The 26,980-nt window shown below is 39.3% G+C and carries 12 protein-coding genes; all 12 read left to right on the forward strand.

Annotation, left to right across the window (positions count from 1 at the left end; genetic code table 11):
- Positions 1-43 precede the first annotated feature (43 nt).
- The 12 genes from ACK1I8_RS05640 (at position 44) to ACK1I8_RS05695 (ending at position 26,936) form a co-directional block, all read left to right on the forward strand.
- A complete protein-coding gene (locus ACK1I8_RS05640; RefSeq protein ID WP_412468363.1) occupies positions 44-424 on the forward strand; it encodes a LytR/AlgR family response regulator transcription factor in 381 nt (126 codons plus the stop codon).
- A 137-nt stretch (positions 425-561) separates the two neighbouring features.
- Positions 562-2,196 carry a hypothetical protein gene (locus ACK1I8_RS05645; protein ID WP_412468364.1) on the forward strand — a complete coding sequence of 545 codons (1,635 nt, stop codon included), beginning with the start codon at positions 562-564 and terminating at the stop codon, positions 2,194-2,196.
- A 48-nt stretch (positions 2,197-2,244) separates the two neighbouring features.
- The gene (locus ACK1I8_RS05650) at positions 2,245-4,377 is read left to right on the forward strand and encodes a hypothetical protein (protein WP_412468365.1); all 2,133 of its coding nucleotides are present in this window, start codon (positions 2,245-2,247) and stop codon (positions 4,375-4,377) included.
- Positions 4,378-4,380: 3 nt separating this feature from the next.
- Positions 4,381-7,302, forward strand: a complete 2,922-nt coding sequence (locus ACK1I8_RS05655) for a hypothetical protein (RefSeq protein ID WP_412468366.1) — start codon at positions 4,381-4,383, stop codon at positions 7,300-7,302.
- A 2-nt stretch (positions 7,303-7,304) separates the two neighbouring features.
- On the forward strand, positions 7,305-7,634 hold the full coding sequence (locus ACK1I8_RS05660) for a toxin-antitoxin system YwqK family antitoxin (RefSeq protein ID WP_412468367.1): 330 nt from the start codon (positions 7,305-7,307) through the stop codon (positions 7,632-7,634).
- A 13-nt stretch (positions 7,635-7,647) separates the two neighbouring features.
- Positions 7,648-8,151: an endonuclease V gene (locus ACK1I8_RS05665; RefSeq protein WP_412468368.1), complete on the forward strand. Its 504-nt coding sequence runs from the start codon at positions 7,648-7,650 to the stop codon at positions 8,149-8,151.
- Between the two features lie 221 nt (positions 8,152-8,372).
- Positions 8,373-9,632 (forward strand): IS4 family transposase, encoded by a 1,260-nt coding sequence (locus ACK1I8_RS05670; protein ID WP_412469349.1) that lies wholly within the window; start codon positions 8,373-8,375, stop codon positions 9,630-9,632.
- Positions 9,633-10,121: 489 nt separating this feature from the next.
- The gene (locus ACK1I8_RS05675; protein WP_412468369.1) at positions 10,122-10,484 is read left to right on the forward strand and encodes a hypothetical protein; all 363 of its coding nucleotides are present in this window, start codon (positions 10,122-10,124) and stop codon (positions 10,482-10,484) included.
- 5 nt (positions 10,485-10,489) lie between these two features.
- Complete coding sequence (locus ACK1I8_RS05680; RefSeq protein WP_412468370.1) at positions 10,490-11,761, forward strand: hypothetical protein; 1,272 nt, start codon at positions 10,490-10,492, stop codon at positions 11,759-11,761.
- Positions 11,762-12,328: 567 nt separating this feature from the next.
- Positions 12,329-18,706, forward strand: coding sequence for a hypothetical protein (locus tag ACK1I8_RS05685; RefSeq protein ID WP_412468371.1), 6,378 nt, complete (start codon positions 12,329-12,331; stop codon positions 18,704-18,706).
- Between the two features lie 48 nt (positions 18,707-18,754).
- Complete coding sequence (locus tag ACK1I8_RS05690; protein ID WP_412468372.1) at positions 18,755-23,752, forward strand: hypothetical protein; 4,998 nt, start codon at positions 18,755-18,757, stop codon at positions 23,750-23,752.
- 19 nt (positions 23,753-23,771) lie between these two features.
- Complete coding sequence (locus ACK1I8_RS05695) at positions 23,772-26,936, forward strand: hypothetical protein (RefSeq protein WP_412468373.1); 3,165 nt, start codon at positions 23,772-23,774, stop codon at positions 26,934-26,936.
- Positions 26,937-26,980 lie beyond the last annotated feature (44 nt).

The raw sequence follows: 26,980 nt of genomic DNA on the forward strand, positions 1-26,980 counted from the left end.
ATGAATAACACAATAATGAAAAACCTATAATCGATCACCCACTATGCGCTCTACAAACTCCCCTGTTCAAAAACTGATCATCTCGAACAGTGATTACATCCATGTAGTACAGTTTGACGAAATTGTTTTCTGCCAATCGGATGGATGTTATACCCATATCAATCTCCATAACGGACAGAAACATACACTGGCCAAATCCTTATCCAAAATCTGCATGCAGCTTTCATCCAGCCAGTTTATCCGGATCAGCCAGACCTATCTCATTAACAAAACTTTTGTGAATAAGATCGACAGGAAAAAGAAAAACCTTTACCTGTTAGACCGTGCCATTGTTCCGTTTACCATTTCCCTTAAAAATCTGATGGAACTCATCAGCGATTCCATTCATCCCAAAATTGCTTTGACAGATGCAGATAATGGCTAGAAACAGATCAATACTTAACGGTTAGCCATAAATACTTAAACGTTGCTTTTCGCATTTCGGTTTGGGTACATTTCGGTCTATTTTTAACTGTTACTTTAAGCTAAAAGCTTAAAAATGTAAAGTTAATCCAGAAACCGATGCCTGATCCTTTTTGCCTGTACGGACCACCGTTTACCTTAACTGGTGAAGAATATTTTAGCGATAATACTGTTGGTTTTCAGGTTGTTTTCGGCACGCCTGAAGATCAGCAGCTTGTTTTGGCCTATCAATGGTACCTGAACGGTACCCTGATGATCAATGAACGGGGGGGGAGCCTGGCCGGGAAGATCTATTGCGGTAACCATACGGTGGGGGTAAGGGTGTTAAGCAGTGAGGGTTGGTCGGGCATAAAAAGCCGTAGCTTTTATACCTGTAAGGTGCCAACAGGTTTGGAATTAAACGGTCCGGATACGATCAACGAGGGCGATTCGGCAACCTACAGGGTCTTACGCCACTTTTCTGACGGAACCGTAGAAGATTTGACCAACCAGTATACCTTTACCGTTAATGGAGGAGCTAGTTTTAATGGCAATGTATTAACAACCATTAAAAATGATAGCAGTTTCAGCGATGAAACCCTTAACATTACGGCTACTCCGGTTACAGGTAATCCGGTTACTAAACAGGTAACTGTTAAAAATACTACTCAGTTTAATTCTGCTGTTCTGGTAGTGGATTTGTTTAATGATACCAGTCTGAATGTAATCGGACTGATCGATAATCCCGAAATAGCAGTGAACCACCAGGCTGCTAATTCCGGAAATAATTTTTTGCCTGCTTCAGTAGTAGCCGAAAATGCCTATATATTGGCATCCGATCTGATGAACGGGGCAAACTGGCGTTTTGAGTTTAACCTGGCTAAATTGATAACAGAATATCCGGGAACAACCGATTTTGTGTTTTATATCAAAGGCCGTGGCGCATCAGATCAAAACTTAAGTGGTGCTTTCAGCTTAAAAACCAAAGAAGCTAAAATGGTAATGACGGGTGATGCCGGTAGTTATGTGCCAAGTGTAACCGGCGGTGATACAGTCAATTATACCAACTTTAATACTTTTGTGGTAAAAGGGGCAAATGGAAGTTATTCAGAGGCTGATCTACGGAATATCATCCGCTTCAATTACCATGTACCGACTGATACTTTAACATTTACCACTGCAGAACAGATCGTTATTGCAGATTTTGATCACGTGGCGGTCCGCTATCATTGGCAGCAGGGTGCCGGACAGGATCTGGATATATTTGTTGGTTTTGAACAGACCGGAACGGTGTTCGACGGGATTTACGTAGGTTTTGGTGGACCGAACCGCACCGTGCCGGCCGATACGGTTCCGCAAAGCGATGCTTATCTCTGGTGGGCATCAGACAATACAGGTGCATCGGGCATTGAGGCCGTGCTTATTGGTATGGAAAAATTTGTGGCTGCACACCCCAATTCGGCAAATATTATAGAAGTTGGTCTTTATGCCATCTGGTTCGGCACGCCTGCCTCGGGCGATTTTACTATCGAACTGGTTACATACAAAGGTGGCACCATGCAGCTGGTGGGCACCAACTTCGTTAATGAGGGTGGAGTACAGGTTTCAAACCATACCATTCCGCTAAATACAATGAAACATAAACAGGCAAATGGTACGATAGCCGATTACTTCAAACTTGGAAACCTGGCTTATAATAAGACAACCAAAACCGCCACATTGAATATCAATTCAGTCATTGATCAAGGTTCGTAATCCGGTACCCACAATTTTATCCTAATAGTTTATCAAGATATTTTAAGCATGACCCCATTTGTTCCGAAATCGCATTTTTTTACCGATCCCGCCACGATTAACCAAACGGCAGCCCAGGCTTTTGGTCCGGTTTCCGAAACCGAATTTAACCTTACGGCCAAGTTTACCAGCACCGGCGGGCAGGCCCTGGCCATTTGTAAAGGTGTGGTATTAATACAGCCACAGGCGGCTGGTAGTAATGTAGTTAATTTAATATTACGCCCTTACGAGCAGCCCATAAATGGTTTAAATATCCGCTATTTCATTTACCGTGGTTTGCAGAAAGGCGATTTCTTTAATGATAATCAGGTATTGGCCGATGGTAATGAGGTATCGGGTTTTATCAAAAAAATCAATAAAAGCTTTGCAGGTTTCTATAAAAACGAAAACGTACCGCCCTTTCTGGCCAAATACATTGGTTTCGATCCTACAAACCAGAATGCTAATTTACCACTCGATCAGTTTTTCTTTAAAGAGACTGAATACGTAAATAATGCCGGCCAGTTTATAGAAAAAGAAGATACTGCTTTCGAACTGCCCATGGTTGCCAAAGGTACCTCATTAGGTCGTTTTATAAACGGTGAATGCGGTATTGATGTGGTACTCAACTATGGCGACTACCAATTACCTGCTCCTAATACCGAATATAACTTCGACCTGAATTATGCCAGGGCAGCATCGGCAAACATTAACCTGGCCGGTATTACTGATGAATTCCGTAAGAAATTGGTGAGGGAGCAGATCACGCAGTTTTTAGATGTGGCTGCTTTTTATGGTTTTCATACCGCTAACGGATCGGTAAATGTTAATGGTGTTGAAATCAAAGGCGAAGCCATTTATAATGCAGCAGTAAATAAATTTAGCACCAAAAACAGGCTTTACCTCTATATCCAGAGCGATAGGTGCCGTTCTTATAATTTTTATAACAACTATTTAATTGACAATAGTGGTTTAGAAAGCCTAAAGTTGGGTACAGTAGAAGAAGCTTTAAACGAAGTGATATATGCTACCAATGGCTGGCCTTTACTCATAGATGAGGCTGCACACACGCCTGCTACCGCAAACAACTCCTTGTTTTTGCAACTGATTACCGATAATGGTACAAATAGCATTTTCTATGGACAAGTAGCCACAGTGGTTGCTGCGAAAGAAAACTTTTTAAATGCAGAAGCTTTAAAAGCACCCAACGCTACCGATGGTACGCCAAGTTTATTTACCAAAACCATTACACTCAATAATCCGGCGGTAGCCAACGGCAATAACAGCTTGAATATAGCCAGTTTTAATATCCTTATTTATCAGGGATCTACTTACCCATATATTTTAGGACAGGAAACCGACGACCAGAATGTGACCACCAATGTATTGGGCTTGCCCAATTTCTTTGATGACGTATTCGGTCAGCTTAATGCTACGCCATTGTTAAAAGCAACAGAAAATAGCGATTATGCGGTGCTTTCTTCGCAAAAGGTAAAACTGATTAGCCATTACCACGACAAGGCGCAGCTGGGGATTTCTGCTGTACAAACCTTAAACATTAACGATGTAATTGAAACCGGAGATTCACTTACGCCGTTGTTAAAACGTGTAACTTACATTACCGAAGCGGTTGCTGTATTGAATTCGGCACTTTCAGTAACGGGAACATTGACACCCGATACCAAATCCAACCCATCGGTATCTGGGGCGGTAAGCAATAGTAAGACCTATCAATTACCCGACGCCTTTTATTATAATTTACAGCTCTTTACCGATAGTACAGAAACCATTACCGGGCTGCAGTTATTGGCCAAAGATGGCAGTACGCCGAATAAGATTATTTTAGGACTTACCCAGGCAGAGAATGATTTGTTGAAAGCACTAAACACCACCAATAACTTAACTAATGCCAGGCTTTTCTTAATCGATCTGTTTGAAGATGGAAATGAGCTTATTTCTGCCGAAAATATTACCTATCAAAAATATAAGGCAGGTGTAGTGGGGGAGACAGCTACTGGCGAACTGAAATTATATTTACCAGCAACTGATCTCATGGTGTATTCAATAGATCGGAAATATCATTTTACTAGCGCGTACAGTAAGTATGTGAAAGCGGAAATAGATGGAATAAATGGTGATACTAATAATGAAATAATAAATTAAGGTATGAGTAGCTATGCTGTTGTTCTTCAAAAAGGAAATTTAGTTGTAAAAGCATCCAATTTCGGTGATGTAGTAAATATTAAATTTACGAAAGATGGTAAGGTAGATGAATTTGTTTATGCAGGGAAAGCCTACTATGCTCTTTATCAATATAGCTCTACTGTTTTTATAGATTATGTTGAAAAGGAGAGATTTAGCATATTAAAGAAAAACGAGATAGAAAAAGAAAAAGATAAATACGACGGTGTTGATATCAGTTTATGGAGAGATCTAATTTTTAATCAGTATAATGCTCTAGATAAGGCTGTTGTTAATGATGATATTTTCGGAGTATTAAGGGACGATACAGGGTTATGTTTTTATTATTATACTTGGAAATATACTGATGATTACAAGGAGCCGATTGGTGCAGTTAATGCATTTTATCCTCCCCGTAAAGCCGATTATTCATGCGATGATTTTGGAGGCAATGTTACAGCCACAACTTATTACAATAGTTTAAAAGATCAAGAGTTTTATGATTTAGAAACCGGTACATCTAAAAAAGATATAAGGCTTGTTGCTGAGGTAGCCAATTTGATAAGCAAAGTTGACAAACAGATGCTCGATGCTTTTGATAAGTTTACAACAATTGTAGGTGAGCACGGTGAATTTAAGATTATTGATAATCCTACAAATACTTACACGAGAAGTGTACTTTTAGGTTATCGAGATGGATTGAAAAAATGGCTACAATTATATGAAAAATACAAAAACGAACTTAAGAAACTAGATGATCCAGCTCAACTATATATAATATGTGATATTTTGTATCGATATAATATGTTAGGGACATTAACGGTTGATCAAAAAATCTCTATACTTTTAACATTTTGTACCAAGCCATTAATGGATTGGTATTTCGTTAATTTTAAAGATGGTTTTCAGCAAAGGGAAACCTTAGTAGTTCGTGTTATTGATTCGGTAAGAAATGATCAGTCTTCAGAGTTCTTAAGCAAGTTGATCAATACAAAACTTTTCCTTATTAAACCATCTTATTATTTATCAGCACTACCTTTAGGAAGTCTTATTTCTACGCCTCAGTTTACCGAAATGAATCTTTACAGGGTGTTGTTTAAGAAAATTGATGACTATTTTGGACCTGATAATTTTACAACATTTATTAAAACACTTCAGAGACTTGTATTAGCAAAAAATGGGATTATATTGCCTAATAAAGTAAATAAAATAGATTATGAACTGGATGAACTAAAGGCTAAAACCGATAAACTTTTTATGTGGGGAAACATAAGAAATGAAAATAAAGTAAAGTATTCAGTTAAGAAAAAAAATAATGAAAACATAGTTTTTGTCGAAAGAATATGCTCAAAAATTAATAGAGTCGAAATACAAAATTCAAATAGTTTAGGGATTCCTACCAATAATAGTTTTACGGTTGCAATATGTGATGATTATGTGGAGAAAGAAATTGAAGTTAAACATTTCGATCTGGTAGCGATTGCTTTTTTTGATAATCCTTCTTTCATTGACCTTGGCGAGGCAACGAGTTTTGTTGATCAGCGCTTTTTAACCTTTGGTGGTTTTGTAGATTATCTTTTAGAAAAAGAAAATACGAAACTGGTAGAAAAGGTAATTGTAGCAGGATTAACAGTTTTATCTATGGCTATCGGCGTAGGTGAAATAGTGGCTTTTATGCGAGGAGCCAGTTACTTAAGATTACTTGCTGGAATAGGGATTCTAGCTGGAGATACTTCTGCATATCTGGCTCAAGATACTGCATTTAGGAATTATATAATTCAAAAATATCCTCGAGATTATAACACAATTTTGACCCTTATGTCGTACGGTGGATTAGTCTTAAGTTTAGGAGGAACCTCAGTTGTTGGTTCTGGAATACTTAAAACTTATTCAGCTTCAGAAGCTGCTGAATTTATAGGAATAGGAAAACAAGTACTTGCAGATGCCGAGGCTTTATCAAAATTGACTGTTAACGAAAGAAATATTTTGGAAAATGGTATTAAAATATTCGAAAATGGTTTATATCGAATTAAATATGAACCAGAATTAGCTAAAACGGTAAATAGAGCGAGAACAACTATTAAGTTCAATGACAATATTGCTTTAAGAACAGAAATTTTTGCATTGGAAGAATCGGACAGATTAAGATTTTTAGATGATTTTTATGATGCTTCAATAGAGACTACGCAATTATTAAAGGACAATCCTGGGTATATTAACAAATGGCTGAATTTTACAGAACAAGAAAAAAGAATCGCAAAAATAAACCAGCTTAGCTCAATCGAGAAAGAGGTAAATGCATCACTTAGATTCCAAAAATTATATGTTAGACCTGATGGTTTACTTCCAAAAATAGGAGAATTAGCATTGACCGAAAAGTATGGGCCTCACGCTGTAAGTTTAGTTAATAAAGTTGAAAATAAGGCCCAAGCTCTTATAAGTACTATTAAAAGAAAAATCCTAGGGAAGAATGAACAGTTGGTATCTGCAATGGCTGATAAGGAAGAAGGAGTTATTTCAGATGTATTTACTAATTTTACTCTAAAGGAGTTAGATAATGGAACATATAGTGATTTTATAAACAACGGTCTTCATCCAAATTTAAAATTGAGATATAATCTTACTATGGATGCGAGAAATGCAGGTAGATATAATATGTTAAATCCAGATCATATTAAATATACAGGTTTAAATATGGCCGCTCATGCAGAAGTAAGAGCTCTAAATCACCTAGCATTGGAAACATGGGGGAATACTCTAATTGATCCTTATGTGTTTGATTCCTGGTTAAAAAATAATGTTTTGGGATATAATAGGAATATCGTTACTAAGAATATAGACAATATAATTATGCCTCCTTGTGCTGATTGTTTTTATTTAACAGATTTGGTTACCTTTATTAAATAGATATGAGAGTAAATATGGATGATGATAGCATACAATATGCTGGTATAGACGAAGGAGGTGGTAATATGTGGAATTACAATGGGGTTCCTTTTACAGGAATAATTGAAGAATTTTATGATAATGGAAATTTGGTTGGAGAAATAGAGTGTAAGAATGGTTACACTGATGGCTTACAAACAGAATATTACGAAAATGGACAAATTAATGAAGAATACTATCTAAAGTATAATAGAAGGTATGGTACCTATAAACACTGGGATGAAAATGGCGTCTTACTTGTACATCTAGTTTTTGATAATGATGGAAATATAATCAACAGAATTTTAGGATAGATTCATTTATTAGATGGTTCTTGCCCTTGATGTGCATTACAAAGATGATGCTTCAGCTAAATCAGTTGGGATTTTATTTAATTGGAATGATGTTCAGCCAAAAGAGATTTTGATAGAATATGTTAGAGAAACAGAAGAATATATTCCTGGTGAGTTTTACAAACGAGAACTTCCATGTCTGTTAAAAACTATCGAAAGGGTAAATTTAGCTGATTTACAAGGCATTGTTATTGATGGATATATTTACATCAATAATGAAAAGGGATTTGGCTTGGGCGGACATCTTTGGCAAACGTTAAATAAACAGATTCCAATAATAGGGGTGGCAAAGAACTTTTACCATGGCAATACCAAAACAGTTCAACAGATATACAGAGGGGAGAGTAAAAAGCCGTTGTATATTTCATCAGTGGGTATTGATTTGGAACTTGCATCAAATCTTATTGAGCAGATGAAGGGTGAATTTAGGATACCAGATTTGTTAAAGCAATTAGATGTGATAACCAAGCAAGAATAAGATTTCCGATTTTGAAATACACATGATATTCCTTAATAGCTTAATAAATAAGTTAAACTTATTTATGGCTGGGCCCATCGCTGGCGCACGCGCAATGTCGTTAAGTTAAGGAAAAACATTACAAAGAAAGGATTTAACCAGTATCTTTATGTCAGCCCTTATAAAGGAAGGCGAACTTTTTCCAGTTTATAGAAGGGCTTTTTTTACACACTATTAATCACATTGAAAATGAAGATTTTAGAGTCTCCTCTAAAACTGTTTCTAGTGATTTTACAAGGAAGCGTAAGTTTTCCTTTAAGGACCTTGTTGTCAATATCCTGGGCTTTAGCCGTGCCTCCGTCCGAACCGAACTTGACAGGTTCTTCAAATCCCTTTCCGGTACAGGTTCAGAAATCACCACCTTTTCTAAAAGTGCGTTTACTCAGGCTCGGCAAAAATTAAGGCCAGAGAGTTTCATCTGTTTAAACCAATCTCTTTTAGATTATTTTAAAAACAATAGCCCTTCTCAAAGAAACTGGAAGGGCAAGAGGGTTGTCGCTATTGATGGAAGTTTTCTTGTACTGCCAAACGAAAAATGCTTAATAGAGAAATTTGGTAACTTTTCGAATCAAAACAAAACTATTTCTGCAGGTGCCAGGATATCAATTGCTTATGATGTCTGCAATAATATTATCCTGGACGCGCTGATTGGCCATACACAGCACGATGATGAGAAAGAGATGGCCAAAAATCACTTAAAGAATTTAAATAGTGAAACTGATATTCTTGTTTTTGACCGGGGATATCCCAGTCTTTGGCTAATTTCTTACCTAAAGAAAGAGGGGTTTGATTTTTGTTTCAGGTTGAGTACAGCATGGAAAACTGCCCATGAAACTCTAAATTCAAGCATAGAAAAAGATATTGACTTTGAGCTAAAAAAGCGTCCCTCGCAAGAATACGGGAAATTGAGGAGCTACAACCTCCAGACCAAAGTTGAGGGGCTAAGGCTGCTATCGGTAGATTTACCTGATGGTGAACAGGAAGTTCTACTTACCAGTTTGTGTAACAGAGATGTATACCCAGTCCAAGCAATCAAAGAACTATACCACATGAGATGGGGAGTGGAAGAATGTTACAAGCGCATTAAACAGGTAGCACAAATGGAATATTTTTCAGGGAGAACGGTACATGCTATTCAACAGGATTTTTATGCAAGGATAATTTTATTAAATATTTCAGCAATGATAGGAGTGCAGATCGAAAAAGCCGGACAAAAAGATAAAGGACACAAGCATGCCGTACAAATCAATAAAACTCAGGTAGTAACCAAAGTTAAAGACTTTTTGATTGACATATTTTACAGAAACGACATAGTCTGTTCGGTCCAGAAAATCCTAAAGTTATTAAAGAATTGCACGGATATAGTTAGATCCAATAGAAGCTTCAAAAGAATTAAGGTCTATAAAGAAAAGAGAAAACCTTTGATGTACAGAGGGATATAGCTTAACTTAACGACATTGGACGCACGCGTGCCGCGTGTGAAAATAAAAGCTACAACATTTTAAAAGACCGCCGTTGCCGCGGTCTTTTTGATTTTAAGATATTTATACGGATACTAAGTGGCTAAATATCATATTAACTATATGGAGTACAGCTGTTATTGAGCAAAAAGCAGAATTCATGTTTTGGCTTATGTGATTTATCTTACACCTACCCATCAATAAATCAACATTATAGCTTAAAAAATAAGTTAAACTAATTTATAGCTGGATCCATTGCCTAAATAAATAATATACCGGTATTCTACCCTAAGCAAGGCCATTTGTTAATACCACCGGCTGTCAACATTGTAACGTTGGTCCAACAATCGGTCAACCCAATTAAAATCTTAGTAATGGGTATTTATTTACCCGTAATTAAGCCGTAACTTGCTGCTGTTGCTTTGCTGAATTGGTGCTTCAACATTACGCTAAACCCAAACGCCTTAAAACATGAGTACAGATCTGGTTAAAACCTACATCCTGAACAGAAGTTCAGAAGATATTAAATTGAGCCTGGTTATTGGCGGTATAGAACAAACCGGCGCCAGTTTAATTACCCTGGACGATGACCTCATTTTAAAAGATCACCCGGGAGATCTCCATCAATATGTTATCGGACAAAATAATAACCTCCACAAAAAGGTATTAAATATTATTACGGTAATTACCGATACCTCCCCAAACCATAACGACACCGATTTATATATGTTATTAGAAGGGGGCTTTGTAACCAAAGGTTATAAAATGCAGGAAAATGTACAACCCGGCGCCTCAGCAGTTTATACTGCAGAAATTACCTTTTATCAATTTTAAATGCGATGAAATATCCGATATTAATTGCCCTCGCAACATTAACCGCAACCGCTTTTGCGCAGACAAAAGAAATTAAGGAAGTAAAACTCGATTTGCTTAAGGCACCAAGCTCTCCCGCTTCGGCATTATTGGGTTTTGCCGTGACCGATATCGAAAAACCGACTGATCTGAGCGATTTTATGCTTTCGGTACAATCGGCCAGTTCATCTTACACCAAACTCCCCTCCAGTTATGCGGTAGATCTCGCCCCTTTTTACCTGTTCCGCAATAAAGGTGCAGATTTTAGCACTACCGGAAAAAACGGATTACAATCAACCCGGTTCAAAGATTATTTCAGGCAGAGTTTTGTGGTATCGTTAGCCTTGCGCAATCCCGATTCGGCGTTCAATAATTTTAAACCAACCAGTACCTATGGTGCACTGGGTTTAAAATTTTCTATCATCAGGCCGCAATACAATACCGAAACCAAACAGAAATTAAATTCCATATACGAAAAACAGCTTGCATTGCTGATGATTTATAAAATTGGTTTGGACGAAAAAAGGAAATTGGCACGTTACGAATACCTGGGCATCAGAAACATTTACCTGCTCGATTCGATTTCGCGATTACCATACCTCACCGTAGCAGAAAAACAAGCACATGCGCTTACCATGATGGAAGATCCCTCCAGTGAGTTTGCTAAAAATGAATTGGAGAAAAGCGAACTGAGCAAAGTTTTTAAAAAAGAAATACAGGCCGAGCTGGCTAAGCAATCTAAACTCGAAGCCGATTTGCAGGCCGAAGCTAAAACTTTCACCGGTAACCGCGAAGGGCTATCGGTTGATATTGCCGGTGGTGTAAGTACCGAGTTCAGGAAGAAAAGATTTAATAATTCAAAAATATTTAACTCAGGCGTATGGACAACCTTTGGTTACAACTGGGCCAACGGCAGTTCTGTTTTAGGGCTGGCACGGTACCTCTATAACCCGGATGAAGTATTTGCGCTTGATAATATGAAAAACAGTATCACCAACCTGTCTACCTTTGATACCGGTTTGCGTTTTATTTTTACCAAAGGCAGATTTGGCGGGGGTGCTGAGGCACTTTACCGCAGTATACTCACATCAGGTACAGCAAAACCTTCTTGGCGGCTGGTAGCCAATGCCGATTATGCACTTGCTGATAATCAGAAAATTATTTTCTCCTTCGGCCGCAATTTCGACGGAACAGTAACCAAAAACGGAAACCTCGTAGCTGCATTAACTTTGCTATTTGGTTTTGGAACCAACAGATAAGGCAATTGCTTCATTAGTCATTTGTTCATTGGTGCTGTCAGTTGAAAACCGCCAACTGAAAAGTGCTTACATGTTCATTGGTACTGTAAATTGCAAACTGAAAATTGTCAATTGTGCATTAGTCATTGGTGAATTGGTCATTAGTTTATTCATTATTGGTAAATAGTATACTCGATTATTCGGCGTTGACCTCCAGACTGCCGACTCAGCACTATTTTAACGTCAATTTGTTCACTGGTTTATTGAATATTATAGTGTTTGGTTAACTGAATCTTGCTTCGGATTTAAGACTTTGGATTAAATTGAAATCGGTGTGCAGACTCCAAGCTCCCAACTCTCCACTCCAGACTAACTTAAGACTAAACTCTAAATAATGGCTCAGAATATGCCAATACTTAACGGTTGCTTGCAAATACTTAAACAATGCTTTAGGTACTTTCTTTTAGAGGGCATTCAGAGTATTTTTAACTATTGTTTTTGTAACACACCGATCTTCAATTACTGGTAAGATAGATGAAGAATACAATAGCATGTATTAAAAAGTAAAACGCACAAAAATTTAATTGCATGCCAACCGCTAAAAAAGCCGTAACCAATAGATATTATCCAGCCCTTTCCGAAGTGATTACCGTAGATGACCTGCCGGAATTTTTGCACTTCGCCGAGAATGGTTTAAATCTGCTATTAGATAAAATCCATTACAAAAACCTGCAGTATTCTAAAAGTCAGCGCGGCGATTCGGCATTTTACAGTCTTGATATTGTAAGCAATAATATAGGTCTGGATTTGCCTTTTGGCATGCGGCTGGTACTTAATCCTGATCTGGAAGGCGATAGCAGTATTTCTGCCTTTCCGGTTTCCTTACAGTACCAGTGGGAAATGCTGGCTTTTTTACGTGCTTTTAAAGTACAGAATTTTGCCTTTACACCGGAAGCATTTTATGAGCTGGGCCTTCAGATTTTTAGAATTACTGAAGATGAGGTCGTCGCACACATCCTGAATTATTTTGTGGAAGATACGGAGACCGAAACCAAGTTTGAGCAATTACTGAATTCGGTAAATGTTGTTTATAGAACTAATTTAAGCCTCCCGACAGGTGAAGAGCCAACGGTTGATAAGGTGGTTGCCGTGATTAATAACGAGGTAAGTATCCCTAAAAGTGTTTCAGCTGTGATGTTTGAGATCTATATTTCACAGGCCGGAGAGGAGGAAACACGCGGGCGGTTGCAGCAATTTTACAACCGCCTGGTACCGAATGGAATAGAAGATTATATTAAACAGCTGATTACGCCAAAAATTAAAGCTACCTTAAAACTGTCGGCCGGGATAGAGTTTCCTGATACCATGTTAAAACCAGTCGATGCTAATGGTAACATCATTGGTGACGGTCGTAAATCGATGTTTACTTTCGGCGAGGCCACATTTTATGCCGATACCGAAGCTGGCATTGGAGCTGATGTAGAATTTGCAGGTAATCTGGTACCCGAATATGCCCAGATAGGCAATACAAACTTGTTTATCGGGATTAAAAAAGCCAAGCTCGACCTGAGTAGAAAAAGGAATATTGCCGAAGCAGATGCAGCAGGGTACGGTCCGGATTTTACCGGCTTATACATAGAGAGGGCGACCATCGGTTTAAGCCGTTTTGGCAAACAAAGCACCACAAAAACCAGCGTTGCTTTAATTGGTGAAGACATGCTGATCGGTACCGGTGGTGTTTCAGGTAAAATCTCGCTAGAATCTAACGGAGCCCTATACCAGGATTTTGGTTTGTTTGAAGCAGAACTGAACCTGTTTTCGCTCACTTTTAAAAAAGGTGCCATTGTAACGTCCGATATTGCAGGTAAACTTACTATCCCTGGTTTTAAAGACACTATCGGGCAGCAGGCCATCATTGATATCCGTTTACATATTCAGGATAATGGTGATTTTGAACTTACCGCCCAACCACAGCAGGGCTTATTACCGATTACCCTGCCAAATGTATTTGTTTTAAACATCAGAAGTTTTAACCTCGGCAAGGAAGCGCGTGGTTTTTATATTCAGATTGCCGGAACCCTGGATTTTATAGCCGATATACCGGGATTAGGGCAGGTACTGCCTGAAAATATTGAGATTCAGAAATTAAGGATCTGGGATAATGGCGATATTGAATTTGATGGCGGAAGCTTTGTAATACCTAAGGCCTTTAAACTTAAAGTCGGTCCGGTTAATCTGGAGGTGAGCCAGATTGCTTTTGGTGCCTATACCAGACAGTTAAACGGGATAGAAAGGAAATACCGGTTCTTTGGTTTTGATGGGATGATCAATACCGGTAATGCCGGGGTTAATGCCACTGGTAACGGCATAAAATATTACTTTACCGTTGATAATAACGATACCGATAAACCTTTTGATAGTTTTACGAGCATAGATGGCATCGGTATCGACCTGACTATTCCGGGCAATGTAAGCAAAGAAAAAGCTGCTTTTATATTAAACGGCTATCTGAGCATGAGCAACCCCGATCCTGCTATTGCTGGCTCCAATGCCGGATCTGAATATACAGGTTCAGTAAGTTTCGCTATGCCCAAACTCCGTTTAAACGGTTCGGCTGCTATGCGTTTGAAACCCAGTGTGCCATCCTTTATCGTCGACATTGGTATGGAATTGCCAGGCCCTATTCCGCTGGGTGCAACCGGCCTGGGTATATATGGTTTCAGGGGAATTATCGGCAGACATTATATGGCCTCTAAATCGGCCGCTACGCCACCTTTACCCGATACGGCCAGCTGGTGGGAATATTATAAAGCTAAAAGCAATATTACCCACAGGGAAGGGATAGAGTTGGATAAATTTGTGGATAAACCCGGTTATTCAGTTGGGGCAGGGGTTTCTATTGCAACTTCATTTGATAAAGGTTTTACCTTTTCTACCAAGCTTTTCCTGTACTTAGGTTTACCAAACCTTTTTCTGCTGCAAGGCCAGGCAGGGGTATTGCGTTCGCGTATTGGATTAACTAAAGATGTAGATCCACCGTTCAGTGCTTTAATTGCCATAGATGATCAATCCTTTGTATCCAGCTTAGGCGTCAATTACCGCTTACCGGAAGGCGGTGCTTTTGATGGTGCTATATTTAGCCTTGCCGGGAAACTTGAGCTGGCTTTCTTCTTTAACAATGCTTCGGGCTGGTACCTTAACGTAGGTAAAGATCAGCCTGAAACCGAAAGAATCAGGGCCAGGATACTCACGCTTTTCCAGGGATATGCCTACCTTATGATTTCCTCACGCGGTATTAAAGCGGGTGCAGGAGCCAGATTTGATTTTAAAGCCAATTTCGCTATTGTAGAATTTGGTTTTGGTGCTTTTGTTGATCTGGGCGGATCCGTCAGCTTCAAACCGATCCAGATTGGTGGTTACATCAGGATGGGAGGTTATGCCTATATCAGGATCTTGAGATTCAAGTTTAATATTGCAATTACGGTTACATTAGGCTTCGAGGCCCCAAATCCATTTACCATTTATGGTTCATTGGAGCTTGATTTAGGTTTACCATGGCCGGTAAGAAAGCTGGGGCGTATTAAAATAGCACTAAGCTGGAATTTTAATAATAATAAAGGACCACTGCTAGCACCAATACAAGTATTAAACCTGACAGATCCTTCTACGGGCTATATGCCTGCTGCGGCAACCAATATGCTCTCGGGCGAAACCTTCCCGATCAATTATGTAAATTATGAAATTACAGGTGCCTCGGTAAATATTCCCGCACCAGGTGCAGGTGGCTGGCAGTATAATTTCGATGACGAAAATGCGTTAACGCATGTTACCATACCATTAGATAGTTTTATTGATATCGATCTGTTAAAACCCGTAAAGCCAATGGCAGCACTTATTGGTGGGGCCGCTAATCAGTTGCCTGATGGTTATGTAGAAATGCTGCCACCGCAAAAAGGAATCAGCAGTCAGGTCCGTCACGAACTGCAGCTGCTGGCACTGGAAATTTATGCCTGGAATGAAAACGGAAGCTGGCAACCTTATCATATTTACGAAGCTGTTACTGTTATCCGTGCCGATAATACAGGCACAGGAGCGATTGATCTAAGTAAATTGAATAATGCGTACTGGCAATTTAACGAACCAAACCGGTACAACAAAATCAGGGTATTATCGCAGAATATGTTTAGCTATAGTAATGGCATGAGCAATTCGGCAGCAGATCTTGATGCTTTAAACTTTCAGCGGAAAGACCTTTTCTGTTACGAAAATGTATCTAGACAGAATATGGTGAACTGGATTGGTCAGCCATTGGATAAAGTATATCATCAGGACGAAACCTTTTACATAAAAAACGTTGCATTTAAGTTTACAGCTATTGAAGGACGCGTGCAGTACGACGCTGGCTTTAGCAATGCTGTATTACAGGTGGCGCAAAGTGGTGGTTCTTTAAGCCTGATCTTACCTGAACCGGTGACTACACTTTCGCTCGATTTTGGAGCTAATGACAATACCTTACGTGTGGATTATATACAGCATCAATATAGGATTGGTTATGCAAAAACGCTTCTACAATACGGTGCGTTTACGAAGGGCAGGGTGTTAGTGCCAAAAACGGTGAAGTACAATGTGCAGGTATTAACGCAATATCTTAATGATGCCGATAGCAATACCAGTTTAAATTATAATGATATAAGCTTACCCATTAACGAAGTGGTGATTCATTTTGAAAGTAAATACCCGTTGAATTTTGACAGCGATATCGTATTGGGTGGTTACTTCAATTTACCTTCGAGTTATATTTCGGCTACTGCTTTCCCAAATGGGCATGAGTTTGATGCAGATAAATCACTGGTTTACGCAACCCTTTACAATAAGGCATTTACTGCAGCAGAAGTATTAAATAAATCATATAATAATCCGGCCGGTGTTATAGGCCAATGGCCAATGGATAACCGTATACCTGTTTTAGGTAGTCAAAATGCCCTGGTTGCGGGTAATCCGGGTATGATAAATGGTTTTTATGGCAAAACAAGCAGTAACGAATGGCAGTTGCACCAAACGTATAATTATATTGCTAATGATGATGCGCTGCTGATTCCTTTTGAACCCGGATTAAAAGTAGAGGGTGGAAATTTTGCTTTCGAAGTTACCGCTGTTTTTAATCCTTTTGAAGCAGGTGTGAGTACACTTTTCTCCAGGGTTATGCAAGATCCTATAACGGGTAATAAGAAAGGTTACGCCTTGCACCTGTACCAGGATAGCCCTGGCAATCCCGATATTGTTTATGGTACCGGGCAAGCGGTTCCGTCATTCAAAATATGGTTTACGGCTTACCAGGACCTCAGTCACTCCGGAATAGTTGCTTTAGAAAAATATACCCTGAACTGTGATACCGGTAAACTTACCGAAAAACAGTATAAACAAATCCTGATCTCGGTAAACCGCAGTGCCGGAACGATTGACATTTTTATAGATAAAATGCTAAAGGCAAGTAGTGCCATCCCTTCAGAACTGGATTTTGTTGCTCCGGTAGTTAAAATAACCAACCTAAACCAGTTGAGTTATTTAACAGAAGTATTGCAACGCCGCCTGGAAGAAAATAACATTACCCGTACCGGTTTTATTGATGAAGCAGAACTATTGAGCAATAATTTAAATAAAACCATCCAGCCGGTTTGGCGGCCGGATACTACTTATGCCATTGTGGTTAAAACCCGCGATGTAGTAGAAGAAAACGAAGGTGCAGCTGTACAAAAGAACCATATTTATGGTTTTAAAACTGTTGGACCGATCGGTCACTTCCAAAAGAAAAATGCCATTTACAAAGCATTGGAAGGACAGGATAAAGCGGCTGCATTTAAACTGGCCGATTTAAAGTACTATATCGATTACGAGCGTTCTTTCCCTGATGCACAAAGCCGTTACGATTTAAGTAAACCCGTGTTTTGCCATGATCCGAAAGTAAGACTGTTGTTTATTAAAACTTACCTCAATGCCATGTTTTCTGATTGGGACGGCTATTTAGGCCTGCCGACGGTTAAAAGTGCTTTGCAAATGCAGCTATTGGATCCTTACGGCGCAATTTTAAGCCCTGAATTAATCTGGGAACAATTACCTGATGAGGAAATTACCAATAACAACTTCATGAAATTACCGCCCGATCAGCAGATCTTATATTTCATGAATAAAGCTGCGCTCGAAGACTCGTGTAACGTAAACCCGGTAAGCATCAAAAAGCGTAAAAAGCAGGGTGCATACCATTTTCCTGATCTTGAGCCCAACCGTTTGTACACCGCCTTATTTACTGCAATTTACCAGCCGCTTGGTGAGTCAGAGCAGAGGGCAGAAATTCATCGTTTCAACTTCAAAACATCCCGTTTCAGCACTTTTGCAGAACAGGCCGGAAGTTATGTGCTAGATCGTAGTGCCGGCTCCGAAAAATATGCAGTATATCCATTAAACGTAAGTTTTACACAGGCAGAAATTGATGGGAAAATCAAAAATCTAACGGACATTAACCCTGAGAATGATGCTGCTGAAGTTATGAGGTATGCCGCAAAATATGATCGTTTGGTATATGGTGGTTTGGGCATTCAAAATCTCGAACCTATTGATCATACCGTGATTCAATTGATTGTTAATATAGATCCTGTTAATGCAGCCAAACGATTATTAGGAATAATTGTACGCAATCCCGAGCCATTTAACAATCCTAAATTACCTCAGGCTTCGTTAAATGACACTATAGGCTTATCATTAACACCATCAGGACAGGCTACGCTTGCACCAGCATCATTTACCTATATCCATGCACAGGATACATCGGCAGTATTTATCAGCAATAGCGCACTAAATATACCGATCGGAGACCTACAACTACACTTTAAGTATAAAATCTTTAATGGTAACGATTATGAAACAGATTTTGACAGTTATAACGGGCCGGTTATTCCCTTCACACTGTAATAATCTGTAGTTAAAAATTGAACAATAATTAATAAAAATACTTTCGAAATGCTACCTGCGAACAACTTTAATGCTTATTCATCCGATTATACCCGTGTAGTAGATTGTCTTTCTGCTATACAGGCTTTAGAAGCAAACGGAAGCTTAAATAACCATGCAGAATTGCTGCGTTTACTGCGCCTGCTCGAAAAAGATGTTTTAAAAAAGCTATACCTCATCGCAATAAAGGTGTTAAAAATAGCCATTGACCCTAATGGTACGGTTTATATTGGGGGCGATTTTAGCAAAAAGAATTTTTCAGATAGAGATTTCAATGTTGGCACCTTACTGATCAATCAACCGGGCAATCTTGACTACTTTTATGGAGATTTTGATGGTGACGATTTCCTGTTTGATGATTTTTATGTAGGTTACCTCGATACCAGTGGTACGGGTTACAGTTCCATCTTTAAGAGCATTTCAAATATGCTCGAAGAAATCAATAACTACAGCGAAGATACTTTCAGTGAAGAAGACCGTTATGCTTTAAACGAAGCTTTAGAAGCATTACTGGAAGCGTTTAATGCGATAAAAAAATTATTGGCCCAATTGGGTTTGAATCCTTGTGGCCCGGATGATGATACTTACTTGAATAATACCGGTGGCATTTACCTCCAGGCAGCTGGCGCTGATGGAAGCAATGGTATTGCACAAGGCATTCATTTAAGGTGGAGCTTTACGGGTGAACTGGGGGATAACCATTTGCCAAAAGGAGATTATTATAACAGCAGGAGTGGTGAGTTGTCTGGTTTTAACCGTAAGGATGATGATGTCAGGGTATTCCGGACGAAATATATCAATGCGCCAACTATATCTATCGATTTAGAATTCAACCGTCCGGTAATCAACTTTAAAACCCGGCAATGGATTTACACCAGTAATAATACTGTTAACGGGAAAAAAATCACCAACCGTGTAAAACTCAAATTTAATAATGCCAATGCTTACAGGCAACTGGCCAGAACAATTGATCCTTTGTTGGATTATTACCGGTTTTTATCCTCCTACAATGAAACCATTACTTTAGAATTGGAAGATAAAACCAGCTACTCGGTAGGTTTCTATTTTATTAATACCACCAACGAAAAGGCAGTAATTAAGGCGAAAATACTTTCGCAGATGGTTCATGATGCAGATAACTCTACCGAAGTACGTAAAACAATGGTCCTGGATGCTCCTGGTGACAGCTGGGAATTTATAAAAGCAGATAATATTGCCAAAATATCGGTTAAAAAATCGGCAAATGCTGTCCTTAAGAATTTTCATTTCTCAACCTACCACGATTTTCTGATTACCCGTCAAGAAACAGACTGGGTGGAAGTAGGAAGCGGTTTTGGCATTTCTTTAGATGATACTGTTGTTTTCGATCGGTTAGAAAATGAAAGCTATCCTATAGATCAGCTTTGGCCACATTTTAACGATGGTACCACCGTAAAAATAGCCAATTATCGGGATAAATGGTTAATTCCCAGAAACAATAATCCTTCGGTTAAAGCTGCGCTAAGCACTTATCTTCAGTTAAGCGATACCGATCCAAGGGCGGAGGAAATAATCACCAACGTAAATCCTGATCAACCAAACGAGGGTTTTTCGATAAGCTACCTGGATATTATCAATCTGCAGGCACTTGATTACCATTTCGCCAGGATGTTGGGACTAGGACATATCGATACAGAGGTCGATAACGATGCTTTTATTTACCAGGTCCGTTATACGAATAAAAGTAGTTTAAATTCATCTGCTGATTCCATTTATGCCTATACAAGTTTACCCGTTACTAAAACTGATTACCTGCTGCCAGAAAAACCTGAAATGAGGCCTGTAGCTTACCAGTTTTTAGGTGATGATGAAAGCATGAATGATATGCTGGACAGTAATGGTTATGCAAAATTCGATTATGCAAGGGTAGTTAATATCGGCAGGATACCTTTTCCTGACGAACTGGTTGATCATGATTTCTTTTCGGACCTGGATGTTGTCGAAAACCTGAATATTTTCGAACATCCCAAGCCTGTTTTTTATGGATTGGAATACCGTGCGGAAAACCAGCCGGCTTATGTGAAACCCGAGATCACCAGTGGTAGTTTTCCTGATGACTATCAATATTATGCCTACGATAATGCCAATACTCAAGGTGTACTGGAACCTGAGCCCTTAAGGGATGATGTGCTGAGTTTATTTATCCATTTTGAAAAACAACCGGGTAAACATTTTTATGCCATTTATGGTATTAACTGGTTCTCCAGGGCTTCTGTATTAAGCGATGAGGTCAGTACTGATGTAACCGAATTTGAAGCAGTAAATACACTATTGCCACCAAGTGATGTGGCAGTGCAGTATATCCAGAAAGAAGATCCTTTACTGTTTACCACTACTGCAGAGCAAAATTGGCTGGCCGGACGTAAACAAACTTTTGGAGGTCTGGATACTGGTTTTACCCGTGTAACTTTTAACTGGCTTGATATATTGGATGCCACCAGACTGATGAATCAGTCGGCAGCACAACTGAATACCCTCATCAGGGCAGACCATGTTAAAGCTTATTTTAATCCCGAATTACCCCTAACGATAACAGGTCAGATAAAGGATATTATTCACGAACCTGATGAAAAGCTGATCAGGTTAATTATTGGTAGTTATAAACAGATTGACGGTACAGTGATCACACCTTCGGTTGCACCTGGCAATTTTTTTAAGTTCACCAATAGCTTATTAGCTACGCCTGATGGTAAATACCGTGTAGAAAGTATTGTGAACGGGAGTACAGGTACAGAGATTGTGGTGGCACCTATAAATGAGCGCAAAGTAGTTGATGATGAAAATGAACCTGATATTTATTCAACCCAAAAATTTACAGTTTTCCCGGAAATCGGAAGCAGGTTTACTGTTGCTGAAAACTTAAGTAATCCCGCAAACTGGGAGCCGATTACGGAGAATGTTCAGTTAAAAAGTTTTGCGGATGCAGATAACCCCCATATAGAACGTATTACTGATTCTGAAGGTAATGAAACGATTTATTGGGTTGGTGGCATCCATAACCAGGCAACTGTCATACCTTTGTTCGGAGCTGAATACCCTGATGGTTTATTGGGTTATTATAAGATCAAATTTGACAGCAATGGTTTTTTAAATGACCATCCTCAAATTAACATGCCTTTTGATGTCAACGATCCCAATAAAAATTCGCCAGATCAGTTAAGGCAGGCGCATGTAGAATGGTATAAAGGATTGATCAGGATACCTACTGCAAGCGGTGAGCCGGAACCCAAACTTTTGGAAGTAATCAGAATAGAGGAAACACATCCAATAGAACTGTATGTTTACGATCCCGGTTACGCAGACGATCCGATCCAGGTTTCAGGGCCTGCAGCTTTAACCGTTAAGGTAAACTTCCATCCGGGGTATCGGGTTTATTTTTTCCCGGAACCTACGCCTGATCATACCTTCAATGGCACTCATATACTTCCGGCAGGAAATGATAATGACAGGCGTACGATGCTGGGATTACAGACAATAGATAGCAGACCTGAAGGTAATAACAGTGCTTCAGAAGTTTCAGTGCCAGCTATACTGCTTGCGCGTAAAATTGAAGAGCCTGTACAGTTTGAAGCACCGGTTACATTTGGCCTAAAAGTACGCCCGGATGCCACCGGAAAAGCTTCATTTACTTTTGATGTTAAAATTGCACCGACTTTAAACGGTATAAAACGGGTTCCGTTTGGCTTTATGTTTTACCGCACCACCAATGAGGATGTATTGGAGGCATTATACCAACCCAGCACCGTGATCCGGATTTTGAAAGCACTGGCAGATCTTGATGAAGACTTATATTATAATCAAAGGTATTTAGAATTGGTTAATTTAACTTTTGATCCGGCTCTTACGGATTCATTTAAGGTATTTTCTGCAACACCAAATCCTTATGGTTTCCCAAGACCCGATAAGCCAGGCCTCGTGGAGCCAAATGATAGTTTAGAAATTAAGAAGTTGAAATATTTTGCTGCCATACAGGAAACTTTATTGCCTTTAACCGAACAGACCCCAATTTTGGAATTTATTAAACAAGGGCTGCAAACTGAAAATGCATTGCCGGTAATCCGCGATCTGGATGGTAATTTACTTGATGCTACTGATACGGCCTTTAATCCTTTCCCCATGATCAGGCAGTATAGTAAACCATCGCAGCCAAACACGACCTATATCCGCTTTACTGATTATTTTTTAAGCGGTGCTTCGCGAAAGTTATATTTCTTTGCCGGGGTAGAGGTAACCAATCAGTTAGAGCCAGGCTTATTAAGTCCTTTTGCCGGGCCCGTAACTATTTTGCAAACATTACCTTCGGCAGCCCCATTGCTGACCAGCTTCGCCATTAATCTCGATTCTTTTTCTACGGAAAGCGGTGCATCCGTAGTTTTCAATATTGCGCCAATCTCGCCTGAAGACCGGATTTCAAAAATCAGAATTTTCCGTTCAAAAGATATAGACAAGACCGTTACCCTTCAGGGGATGGAATATCATGTAGACCGTGATATCGTAGCTGAAGATAGTAAAGGTTATGAAATTACCGACGATTTTAGCGATTTAACAGCTGCACCACTCGGCGATACTATTTATTATCGCCTGGCCGGTATCCGAACCATTATCAATGAAAAAGAACAGCAAGAGGAGGTCTTGTCGTTAGGTACAGATGTAATACCCATTACCTTGCCTGATTATATTAATCCAGGTGCACCTGAATTGACCTATCATAAGGCGGGAAACAAGATAACCTGGAGTGCTACAGCAAATAAAGCCAATTACCATGTATATAAACAAAATAACCGCGGTAACTGGGAGAAAGTATATACGGTTGATGCGCGAAATTCATCAGCTCAAATGGAATATCTGCTCCCGGCCCCGTTATTAGCCGTTGATGAAGATGGCGATAAGCTTTATCATCGTTTTAAAGTGCAAGTACAAAACACTGCCGGGTTATTGAACCTTACTGATAAAGAATTAACTATTTAACCAATCAAGAAACATATTTATGCCACAGACACCGCCAATTACCGATGCTTATATAGATGAAATCATTAAAGCACCAGATGCTTACAATCCTACCCTCAATAAAACTCAGGGGGTAAAACTGAGGGAATTAATTAAATTGATAAGAGATAGGTCTGGGGAAAATGATTATTCCGGAATTTGGGAAAATAATATTTGGAGACCTTATCAATCGGTTGCAGAAGCCCTGGCTAACTTACCAGTAGAGATGCGGTTTTTGGGTATGACTATTTTTGTATTAGATAATGGCAACCTGAAGGAATTTTGGTTTAATAATGGTGTTACCAATGCTCATTTGGTAGAGAAATCGTTAGTTGATCCTGTTTCGGCTTATGATGTGCAGAAAACGTATCAGAAAGATGATCTGGTGTGGGTAGAAGAAAATGGAACCAGGGTATTGTACCAATCTAATATCAGTAATAATCTTAATAATCCCTTGAAACCGGAAGAAAGCGTTATGGTGAGCAGTGGTTTGTTAGATGCATCAGCACCTGCTTCCACCTATTGGCAACAAGGATGGTACTTTGATAGCGGAAATAATTGGACTCCCGATCATACAGCTGATTTTAGTTGGTATACCTTTGGGCCTTGGCAAACCAGAGTACTTCAGATTGATTCACCTCCACTACCTGCCGATTTTTCAGCTGGAGTGGGTAAAAACTCTACTAAGTATATTGCTTCCTATCAGACGGGTAACCCATCAGACTATCACTTTGTGGGTGATATGCCAGCTGATCAAGATGTTACACTTGATATAAAGGTGTTTGATGAAAACGGAATATTGTTGTTTCATTGTAAACCGCAAAAAATGTTTTATTACCTGGCTTTTAAAATTGTGGTTAAACTCGGAGATCAGATCTATGCAGTTTCTATTCCACCAACTTCAACTGATTTTACAGTTTACCCTTTGAAATGGAAAAAAATTGGCTACGATAAAATTGACACCGATTTGTTTTTAGATATTACATTAAAAAGCCAAACCAAAGCCGGTGATTTAACTATAACCGGAACTGGGCAATTTGAACATCAAACGAATTCGAAAAGACTACGTGTTTTATATGAAGTTGAGCCAAGGAGTATACGTGATACACAAAATGGTTATATAGAAGAGAGTACATTTCTGGTGCCCATGATCAACGAAGGGAAACTTAACGATTATAGGATATTGGGTTACTTTTATTCAGAAGGTTATTTTGATAACAGTTTGGATATCGTATTAACTTCTTATACTGGCCTGACCCGAAAATATGTTTTATTCAATAGTGAAGGTAGGGGCGAAGGTGCAGGAAGTGGTTTTTTGGGAACACCATCTACCTGGTTCAGGTTACTGCCCGATATTGATGGCGGGAATTATGGCGGAGCAGATATTCAGCTAGAAGCATTATGGCATTATCCCCATGGCTGGTATATAAGAGCTAAGGTAGTATCAGTAACTGATGCTGAAAATGGTGGCGGAGATGGTGGAGTATATGGCTTTGCGATGTATGTTAAAACCTATCAGGGAACTTTTATCAGAACATTTTCCAATGCTGATGATGATATTGTAATGACTCCGCCCGGAATTCCAAACAAAGGTAATGATCCCGAACCCACTACCTTATCTTTTGGTACGGCCAAGTTTGCACAAAGCCTGAAAGTATATAAAACACCGACTGATGAATTTGATGTGGTGAGGCTTAAGGATCTGAATGGTAACGGCGGCAGCCCAGCTAACGGAGCTTATATTCAGGCATCACCTGCTGAACCGCAAAATGCGAATATTAATATTACGGGTGACTTAAAGGTCGGTCAGAGTTTCACTGTAGGTCAGGCAACCTTTAAAGATGGACCTTCGGTACTATCTACCATCAGCGATGCTAATGGCTACACGGGTTTGTCTTTTGAAGCAAAGGATGGTCCGCAGGTACAGCTCCGCTATCAGCCTAATGCATTAGGTCATGGTTTGGTGATATATAATCCAGGGAACCCTAATAATACCGGCCTAGGTAATTCTGATTGGCGACGGATATTGGTAGAGGGCGATGCCATTAAAGTTAACCCTTCATCATCCCAGAATGCCAATATTGATATCAATGGCAGTATTGTTTCTGGTAATTTAAAAACAGGACAGATCTTATCTGAAGGGAGTAACGGGTCGGAATCTACCTTGTCGGGTAATGAGTGGAAATTGCCTGGCGGTGCTGAGGGATATATCAGGTTGGATGATTCTGATGTTGTTTTTGGAACAGGATCAGTTGAAGGGTTCCGATTTAATCAAAATAGTGGAAATATTACCAGACACTCAGACAACAAAAATGTAGTTTTCGGAGGAGATGATATTGATACTGATATGGTGACTGCAAGACGATTCAGAATTGTGAGTGATAGTGATCCATCAGATGAATCTTTTATTGCAAATCCACATTTGGGTGGTACGGTGAAAATAGGCAGAATTTCAACCTTTGGCTACTCTACACAGTCGGGAATTGCCGGTTTAAAGTTTTCTCCAGAAGACGGTGTTGAGGTTCAATTAAGAAGGCAACCTGGCCTTGGACATGGATTATTCATTTATGACCCGGAAAGTCCGTTAAATACTGATCCTAATGTTGAGGAGTTTCACCGAATTTTGGTCGATGGTGATGCCATTAAGGTAAATCCGCCTACCCCACAAAATGCTGATATATTGATTAATGGAATAGTTAGCGTACAGGATTCAGAAGGTAATACTGGTACTTTGACTTCTACCAATCTAAATGTTTCAGGCATCCGCACTAGCAATATTGATGCACAGTTGGAGATTTCCACCTCTTCGCTAAAAAACAGTTATACCGGAACATTGAATATCTATTCTGAATCTGGTGCAATAAACATCAGATCGGCAAACATTCTACGACTAGATGGTACTGGGATGAATATTAACAACTCGTTAAGGCCCTCTACAAGCATAAATTTCGAGTTTTTAATCAGAAACATAGAATCTAGCCCCGATAATTATTTTCATGATGTACAAACTTTACAAATGGCGGATCTGCCTTTCGTAAAGCTATCAGGTACATCTGATGTGGAAATTACTGATCCGACAAAAGGGATTATCCTAGCCTCTCCAAACGGCAACCGATGGAGAATTACCGTTTCTGATTCAGGGGCGTTAACCACTGTCGCAGTTTAATTAAAAAGATAAATACATAAGGTAAATGTTCTTCTTATCTTGTC

The sequence above is a fragment of the Pedobacter sp. KLB.chiD genome (assembly GCF_047040275.1).
GTDB lineage: Bacteria > Bacteroidota > Bacteroidia > Sphingobacteriales > Sphingobacteriaceae > Pedobacter.

Excerpts from the sequence above, each read along its gene's own strand:
- ACK1I8_RS05640 (WP_412468363.1), top strand. The coding sequence starts at position 44 with ATGCGCTCTACAAACTCCCCTGTTCAAAAACTGATCATCTCGAACAGT.
- ACK1I8_RS05645 (WP_412468364.1), top strand. The coding sequence starts at position 562 with ATGCCTGATCCTTTTTGCCTGTACGGACCACCGTTTACCTTAACTGGT.
- ACK1I8_RS05650 (WP_412468365.1), top strand. The coding sequence starts at position 2,245 with ATGACCCCATTTGTTCCGAAATCGCATTTTTTTACCGATCCCGCCACG.
- ACK1I8_RS05655 (WP_412468366.1), top strand. The coding sequence starts at position 4,381 with ATGAGTAGCTATGCTGTTGTTCTTCAAAAAGGAAATTTAGTTGTAAAA.
- ACK1I8_RS05660 (WP_412468367.1), top strand. The coding sequence starts at position 7,305 with ATGAGAGTAAATATGGATGATGATAGCATACAATATGCTGGTATAGAC.
- ACK1I8_RS05665 (WP_412468368.1), top strand. The coding sequence starts at position 7,648 with ATGGTTCTTGCCCTTGATGTGCATTACAAAGATGATGCTTCAGCTAAA.
- ACK1I8_RS05675 (WP_412468369.1), top strand. The coding sequence starts at position 10,122 with ATGAGTACAGATCTGGTTAAAACCTACATCCTGAACAGAAGTTCAGAA.
- ACK1I8_RS05680 (WP_412468370.1), top strand. The coding sequence starts at position 10,490 with ATGAAATATCCGATATTAATTGCCCTCGCAACATTAACCGCAACCGCT.
- ACK1I8_RS05685 (WP_412468371.1), top strand. The coding sequence starts at position 12,329 with ATGCCAACCGCTAAAAAAGCCGTAACCAATAGATATTATCCAGCCCTT.
- ACK1I8_RS05690 (WP_412468372.1), top strand. The coding sequence starts at position 18,755 with ATGCTACCTGCGAACAACTTTAATGCTTATTCATCCGATTATACCCGT.
- ACK1I8_RS05695 (WP_412468373.1), top strand. The coding sequence starts at position 23,772 with ATGCCACAGACACCGCCAATTACCGATGCTTATATAGATGAAATCATT.